Genomic DNA, 6172 nt, shown 5'->3' with positions numbered 1-6172 from the left:
AAATATGCGTACCCGAATTTTCTTACTCAACGGCCTTATTCAATACAAATAAAAAACACCGGAGAAGGAGTTCGATTCCTTCTTCCGATGTTCATTGGTGATACTATCAGTCCGATTTGACAATGAGCCTAGAATACGCCGATTAAGTATTTTCTTTTTTATTTTTTGTCAGGCTTTTTGAATCCAGCCTTCCGGAGCCTCGATTTTGCCAAACTGAATTCCTGTCAGTTCATCATACAATTTTTGCGTAACAGGACCTACTTCTGTTTCGCTGTAAAAAACATGGAACGAATCACCATTTTGAATGCCTCCGATCGGAGAGATAGCTGCCGCAGTTCCACAAGCACCTGCTTCTGAAAACTGATCCAGCCCATCCAGATAAACATCCCCTTCAACAACTTCCATCCCCAAATGATGTTCAGCTAAATATAAAAGTGAGTACTTCGTAATACTTGGCAGAATAGACGGGGATATCGGTGTAACAAAACGATTATCCTTTGTAATTCCAAAGAAATTGGCAGAACCAACCTCTTCTATTTTTGTATGTGTTGCCGGATCCAGATAGATGCAATCCGAAAAATGTCTGTCATGAGCCACCTTTCCAGGATACAAACTGGCGGCATAATTTCCACCGACTTTCACAGCTCCTGTTCCATGCGGTGCTGCCCGATCACTGTCAGATACAATAAAGTTTGTAGGTGTCAGACCGCCCTTGAAATAGGCGCCAACCGGCATACAAAAAACTGTAAACAGATATTCCGGAGCTGGACTGACACCAATCCCTTCTCCAACCCCTATAAGCAAAGGCCGAATATATAAAGTAGCGCCCGAACCATATGGCGGTACGAAATCTCTATTTGCATTCACTACCTCTTTAACTGCATTTACAAACTTTTCCTCCGGAACCTGAGGCATCAATAGACGTTCAGCACTGCGGTTCATTCGTTTTGCATTTTCTTCCACCCGAAACAAATTAACTGAACCATCTTCACAGCCATATGCTTTCAATCCTTCAAAACATTGCTGTCCATAATGAAGAGAAGCTGAACCCTCGTGTATATGCAGCGTATTATCCTCTGTTAACAGCCCATCATCCCATTTTCCATCTTTCCATTTAGAAAGATAACGAAATGGTGTTTTGATATATTTAAACCCTAAATTTTCCCAATCGATCATCCTGTGTTCCCCTTCCATTTTCAGAATATTGTATCATATTATCTTCTGAATTGTTAGATTTTTCTCATAATTCACTTTCAAAATCATAAAAAGGAAATTTTAACAGAATATTTCAGTCGAGGTTCAGATCAGATTGCTGTTCAACACTGGAAACTGATTTTATACCAAGATTCTTTCTGATAAGAAACCTGATGATTTTCTTTTTTTGAAAAATAATAAAGCAGACTGTACTGGAATGATTTCCCTTTTTTAGGTAAAATAGAAGAAATGCTTTATAAAGGTGGTTCATTATGTTTCTCTTGCAGCAGTCAACATCAAGTATTGAAAGTACAGTAGATTCCTCTTCAGTTACTTTGACAGAAGAAACAGTGAAAAAAGTCAGTGCGCTTCAACGCTACTGGCAGTCAATCAACTGGGATCAGATTACCGCAGTACTTATTGAAAAGACTATCTATCTTTTATTTCTTATATTGTTATTTGTTTTAATCAATAAAATTGGAAAAGTGCTGATCAATCATTTATATAAAAATCAGATTTCCAAAAAACAGTCACTCAGCAACAGCAGAGTAAACACGCTTCATCTGCTTACCAGTAATGCTTTTCAATACACTCTGTTTTTTTTCTTTTTATACTCCGTATTAAGTGTTTTGGGGGTTCCTATTGGCTCGCTGCTTGCAGGTGCAGGGATTGCGGGGGTTGCCATTGGTCTTGGTGCTCAGGGCTTCATGAACGATATCATTACAGGCTTCTTTATTATTCTGGAGCAGCAGATGGATGTAGGTGACTATATACGTTTGCTCAGTCTTGATATTGAAGGAACAGTCACCTCAATCGGACTGCGAACAACACAGCTGAAATCACTTGATGGAACCGTTCATTTTATCCCTAATCGAAATATTACCACGATCAGCAATCTGTCTCGTTCCAACATTCAGGTCGTCATAGACATCCGAATAGTGCCAGAGGAAGGTATTGAAAAGATTCAGGAGCTGATTTCCGGGGTGAACGAACGTCTGGCAGAAAAGCATGATGAAGACATCCAAAACGGCCCTACTCTTTTCGGCATGGTCGATTTAGGCAATGGTAATTTCGCAATTCGTACCACGATGTATGTCTTAAACGGAAAACAATCTGGAATCAGGGAAGAATTTCTGGCGCAGTATGTTTCAGCACTTTCAACCGAAGGATTCACTATTCCAAATACACCCATTAATATGCAATAAAGTAAAAGAAGATCGGGACAAAAGCGATCAGCTCTGAGAATTAAGAAGGAATATCCGAAAATTGTCAAGGAACACTATTCATAGAATGAATAGCTGTGAATTGATACCTTCCTGGAGCTCCTCATATTTTCAGGATAGTTCGGCTTAATTCCGAAGGAGTTGCTCCTGCGGTTACTCGTCGCATGAAGACCTTTGCTCCTGCGGTTACTCGTCGCAAAAAGAATTTTTGCTTTTGTACCGCCGTTTATTCGGGTGTAGATATGAAGAGAGTTTGGAACTTTATTTCTGTCCCAAACTCGTTTTTTATTTCTTCAAATCCAAAGACTGCAGAAAATCACCTACATGTTCTACTGCAAAAGTCAGGGCGTCTTCATTTGGATTAAATTTTTCAGAATGCAACCCAAATGGGCTTTCAACTCCAAGCCAAAACATAGTTCCCGGAACTTTGGAAAGCAAATAACCAAAATCCTCACCTGTCATTGCTGCCGGTGCTTTTTCAAAAGCAACACCTTGCTTATTTTTCATAAATTCAATGAACTGCTCTGTTGTATTCTGGTCATTGACAACAGGCACATAGCCTTTCTGATCCAAAGTCACCTCCACTTCACAGTTAAATGACTGGCTGATTCCCTGTGCAAGTTCGCGGATTCTCCTTTGTGTCAGCTGGTTGCTCGCTTCTGATAAAGTCCGAATCGTCCCTGAAATTTTTGCTTCACCTGTAATCACATTATTTGTTGTGCCTGCATTAAATGTACCAAATGTGATTACTCCACCATCTACAGGATTAACATTTCTGCTGATAATTGTCTGTGCCTGCTGAATAAAGCTGGTGGCAGCAATAATCATATCATTTGATTCATGAGGAAATGCAGCATGACCACCCTTTCCTTTAAAATGAACACGAACTTCACAGGTAGCCGCAAATAATGTGCCTTTTCTAGTTGTAATTTTTCCCACTGGTAAATCCGGATTTACATGCAGGGCATAAAATTCATCCGGCAGCCAGTCGCCAAATGCCCCCTGCTCATACATCAGCATTCCTCCAGCTTCATTTTCCTCAGCCGGTTGAAACAGAAAAAGATAATTATTTTTTGGTTGATTGGAACTTATCTTTTCCAGCAGCCCCAAACCAATCGTCATATGAAAATCATGACCGCATGCATGCATTTTCCCTTCATGAGTAGAACGAAAATCTGAATAAACTTCCTCAGTAATGGGAAGTCCGTCAATATCCGCACGCCAGCCTATAGTCTTTTCAGGGTCGCTGCCATAAACAAAAACCAGAATTCCTGTCTGCCAGCTTTTGATTTCAATATATTCCTTTTTTATTCCTTCTATTTCTTCCAGCAGACAACGCTGCGTTTTAACTTCTTCCAGACCAATTTCCGGTATCCGGTGAAGCGCTCTTCTAATTTCACTTAACCTTTCTTGTATCACGGACCAATCTCCTATTCAAAAAAACTTCTATATACAGAAAAGAAAGCATGGAACAAATAAAGTTCACACGCTTGTCTTTGTCCTTTCTTAACCTCTCAGTGTTCGATATACTGTTCTCCTGCTCAAGCTGTAACATTCGGCAACCGCAGACCACAGTTCATCTCTTGACAGATCATCGAAACAATCAAAAAATTTCTCCATCCTCTATAACTGGATTTAAAGATTTCTCAATTCTTTCATTATCGTTGTTTTATCTTTGGTTTTTTCGTCAAAATCCTTGATTTTTATTGCTGGAATTCCTGCAACAACAGTATTCGGTGCCACATCATTTATAACAACTGCTCCGGCAGCAACAACCGCACCTTTACCTACACGAACACCTTCAAGAACTACTGCATTCGCACCAATCATCACATTGTCTTCGATCACAACCGGCTCTGCACTTGGCGGTTCAATCACTCCGGCCAGTACAGTTCCTGCACCAATATGACAATGTTTGCCGATGATTGCTCTTCCACCGAGAATGGCGCCCATATCAATCATCGAACCTTCACCAATCACTGCTCCGATATTGATTATGGCACCCATCATAATAACTGCCTGATTACCTATTTCAACCTGATCACGGATAATTGCACCAGGCTCAATTCTTGCATTTATTTCTTTCGTATCCAATAAAGGAATCGCAGAATTCCGACCATCATTTTCTACAACATAATCATCAATAACTGCCTGATTTTCTTCTAAAAATTCTTTAATATCAGCCCATTCGCCAAATAAAGTTCCCGTTTTACAGTTTGCAAAAGCCTTTATTTCTTCCGGATAAACCACTTCTTTCAGCTTTCCTTTAAGTGTGACTTTCACTGTTGTTTTCTTTTTAGCGCTCCCGATATAATTGATTATTTCATGGGCATCCATTTACACAACTCCCTTCAGTTTCTAACAAACAGCATAACAGAAATAAAAAGAAATGTGAATTTTAAAAAATCAAATTGCCTGATTTTCCTGGTCCTCCTCGACTTTCGGCAGCACAATATTATGCCTTTCCAGTTCGTGTGCCATATGATTAATCGCTTTCAGCAATTCCTTTCTTGTAATAATACCTTTGAAGCACTGGTTATTATCGACAACCGGCAGAAACGGTGAATCCACCAGCAAGTGCAGCACATCTTCCAAATCCCATTCTTCGCCGATTACAGGAACCCCTACTTCCATCACATCAGCGACTGTGAACTCCTGCAGCTTTTCCAAATCAATCGAGGTAAGGTCAAACATTTTATCTACCACATCTGAGAGACTGATCAAGCCGACAAAGCGGTCTCCTTTATCCAATACGGGAATTTTTGAATATCTTACTTGAGATAAAACAAGCAGCGCATGATTTAAAGGGTTCAAACACATAACATTGGCAACATTCTCACCAGGTATCATAAATGTATCTTGTTTCTCTAACAATAATTCTTTAACAGCATTTCCAATCATTGGAGTGCCTCCATTCGTTTTTCACTACATTCTTTATTGTACAAAAAACGACAGGGAATGTCTCTAAATTCGCAGTTTTTTCATAGATCATTTAAAGTTTTTTACAATTCAGTTCGTACTGCCGGATTTTAAAAAGAGAGTGGGGCAGAATAAAGTTCCAAACTCTACTTCGTATCTAGCCTCGAATAATCGGCGGAACAAAAGCAAAAATTCTTTTTGCGACGAGTAACCGCAGGAGCAGCTTCTTCACCGAGTAGGTAACAGGACTTCATCTACTCTGCTAAAGCAATCCTAGTGAAGCCTGTCAACTCTCGTATGTTTCATACATAGAAGTTGATGGGATCGAAGCGAAGTATATCAATTCTCAGCTATTCATTCTATAAATAGTATTCCTTGACAAATTTCGGAGCTGATTGCTTTTGTCCCGATCTCACCTTTTACAACAAGAAAAAACTCTAAATCATCATCTAGACTCCTGTCGGAACAAACGATTTAGAGCTGTTTTAAAAATGATTGATTAGGTTTTCTGTACATAGCCATCAAGCTAAGAAATAACTATTTTTTCGAAAGAGACCTCTATCAAAAATCTCAAAAAACAAAGTAAAATAAGGTGAGGATAGAAATTTTTGATAGGAGGACTCATTATGAAAACGTCAAAAGAGAGACAATTCCAACACTTTTGCGAGACACTCCATCAACTGTTTGATACAAAGAAACTTCAATCACTTGCCCGCGATACTCATTTTTCCGTTAGAAACAGTAAATTCAGCGGCAATGAATTACTTGCCTGTGCTTTTTTCTCTCAGTCAATTGCGACAGAAAGTTTGGTAGAATTATCTGCTCATTTAGCGCGA

The 6172-nt window shown here is 39.4% G+C and carries 6 protein-coding genes; 2 read left to right on the top strand and 4 right to left on the bottom strand.

Going from position 1 to position 6172, the window contains the following annotated elements; genetic code table 11:
- Positions 1 to 168 precede the first annotated feature (168 nt).
- Positions 169 to 1194 carry a branched-chain amino acid aminotransferase gene (locus LI951_RS15000; RefSeq protein WP_324254798.1) on the bottom strand — a complete coding sequence of 342 codons (1026 nt, stop codon included), beginning with the start codon at positions 1192 to 1194 and terminating at the stop codon, positions 169 to 171.
- 272 nt (positions 1195 to 1466) lie between these two features.
- Between LI951_RS15000 and LI951_RS14995 the strand changes: the two genes are divergently transcribed.
- On the top strand, positions 1467 to 2399 hold the full coding sequence (locus LI951_RS14995) for a mechanosensitive ion channel family protein (RefSeq protein WP_202068638.1): 933 nt from the start codon (positions 1467 to 1469) through the stop codon (positions 2397 to 2399).
- A gap of 303 nt (positions 2400 to 2702) precedes the next feature.
- Here LI951_RS14995 and LI951_RS14990 read toward each other — a convergent pair whose 3' ends face one another.
- The 3 genes from LI951_RS14990 to cbpB form a co-directional block, all read right to left on the bottom strand.
- Positions 2703 to 3836: an N-acetyldiaminopimelate deacetylase gene (locus LI951_RS14990; protein WP_202068637.1), complete on the bottom strand. Its 1134-nt coding sequence runs from the start codon at positions 3834 to 3836 to the stop codon at positions 2703 to 2705.
- A 216-nt stretch (positions 3837 to 4052) separates the two neighbouring features.
- On the bottom strand, positions 4053 to 4754 hold the full coding sequence (dapD, locus tag LI951_RS14985; RefSeq protein WP_229442801.1) for a 2,3,4,5-tetrahydropyridine-2,6-dicarboxylate N-acetyltransferase: 702 nt from the start codon (positions 4752 to 4754) through the stop codon (positions 4053 to 4055).
- A 69-nt stretch (positions 4755 to 4823) separates the two neighbouring features.
- Positions 4824 to 5318 (bottom strand): cyclic-di-AMP-binding protein CbpB, encoded by a 495-nt coding sequence (gene cbpB, locus LI951_RS14980; RefSeq protein ID WP_229442799.1) that lies wholly within the window; start codon positions 5316 to 5318, stop codon positions 4824 to 4826.
- Positions 5319 to 5962: 644 nt separating this feature from the next.
- On the opposite strand from cbpB, the gene LI951_RS14975 reads away from it, so the two are divergent.
- The coding region (locus LI951_RS14975; RefSeq protein ID WP_420705946.1) for a hypothetical protein at positions 5963 to 6172 on the top strand (210 nt) is incomplete at its 3' end.

Source organism: Enterococcus sp. BWT-B8 (assembly GCF_020567625.1).
GTDB lineage: Bacteria > Bacillota > Bacilli > Lactobacillales > Enterococcaceae > Enterococcus_L.
Note: the sequence above shows the minus strand (reverse complement) of the source record. Positions and strands in the feature narration are given on the sequence as shown.

Coding starts and splice junctions, on each gene's coding strand:
- cbpB (WP_229442799.1), bottom strand. CDS start 5,318: ATGATTGGAAATGCTGTTAAAGAATTATTGTTAGAGAAACAAGATACA.
- dapD (WP_229442801.1), bottom strand. CDS start 4,754: ATGGATGCCCATGAAATAATCAATTATATCGGGAGCGCTAAAAAGAAA.
- LI951_RS14995 (WP_202068638.1), top strand. CDS start 1,467: ATGTTTCTCTTGCAGCAGTCAACATCAAGTATTGAAAGTACAGTAGAT.
- LI951_RS15000 (WP_324254798.1), bottom strand. CDS start 1,194: ATGGAAGGGGAACACAGGATGATCGATTGGGAAAATTTAGGGTTTAAA.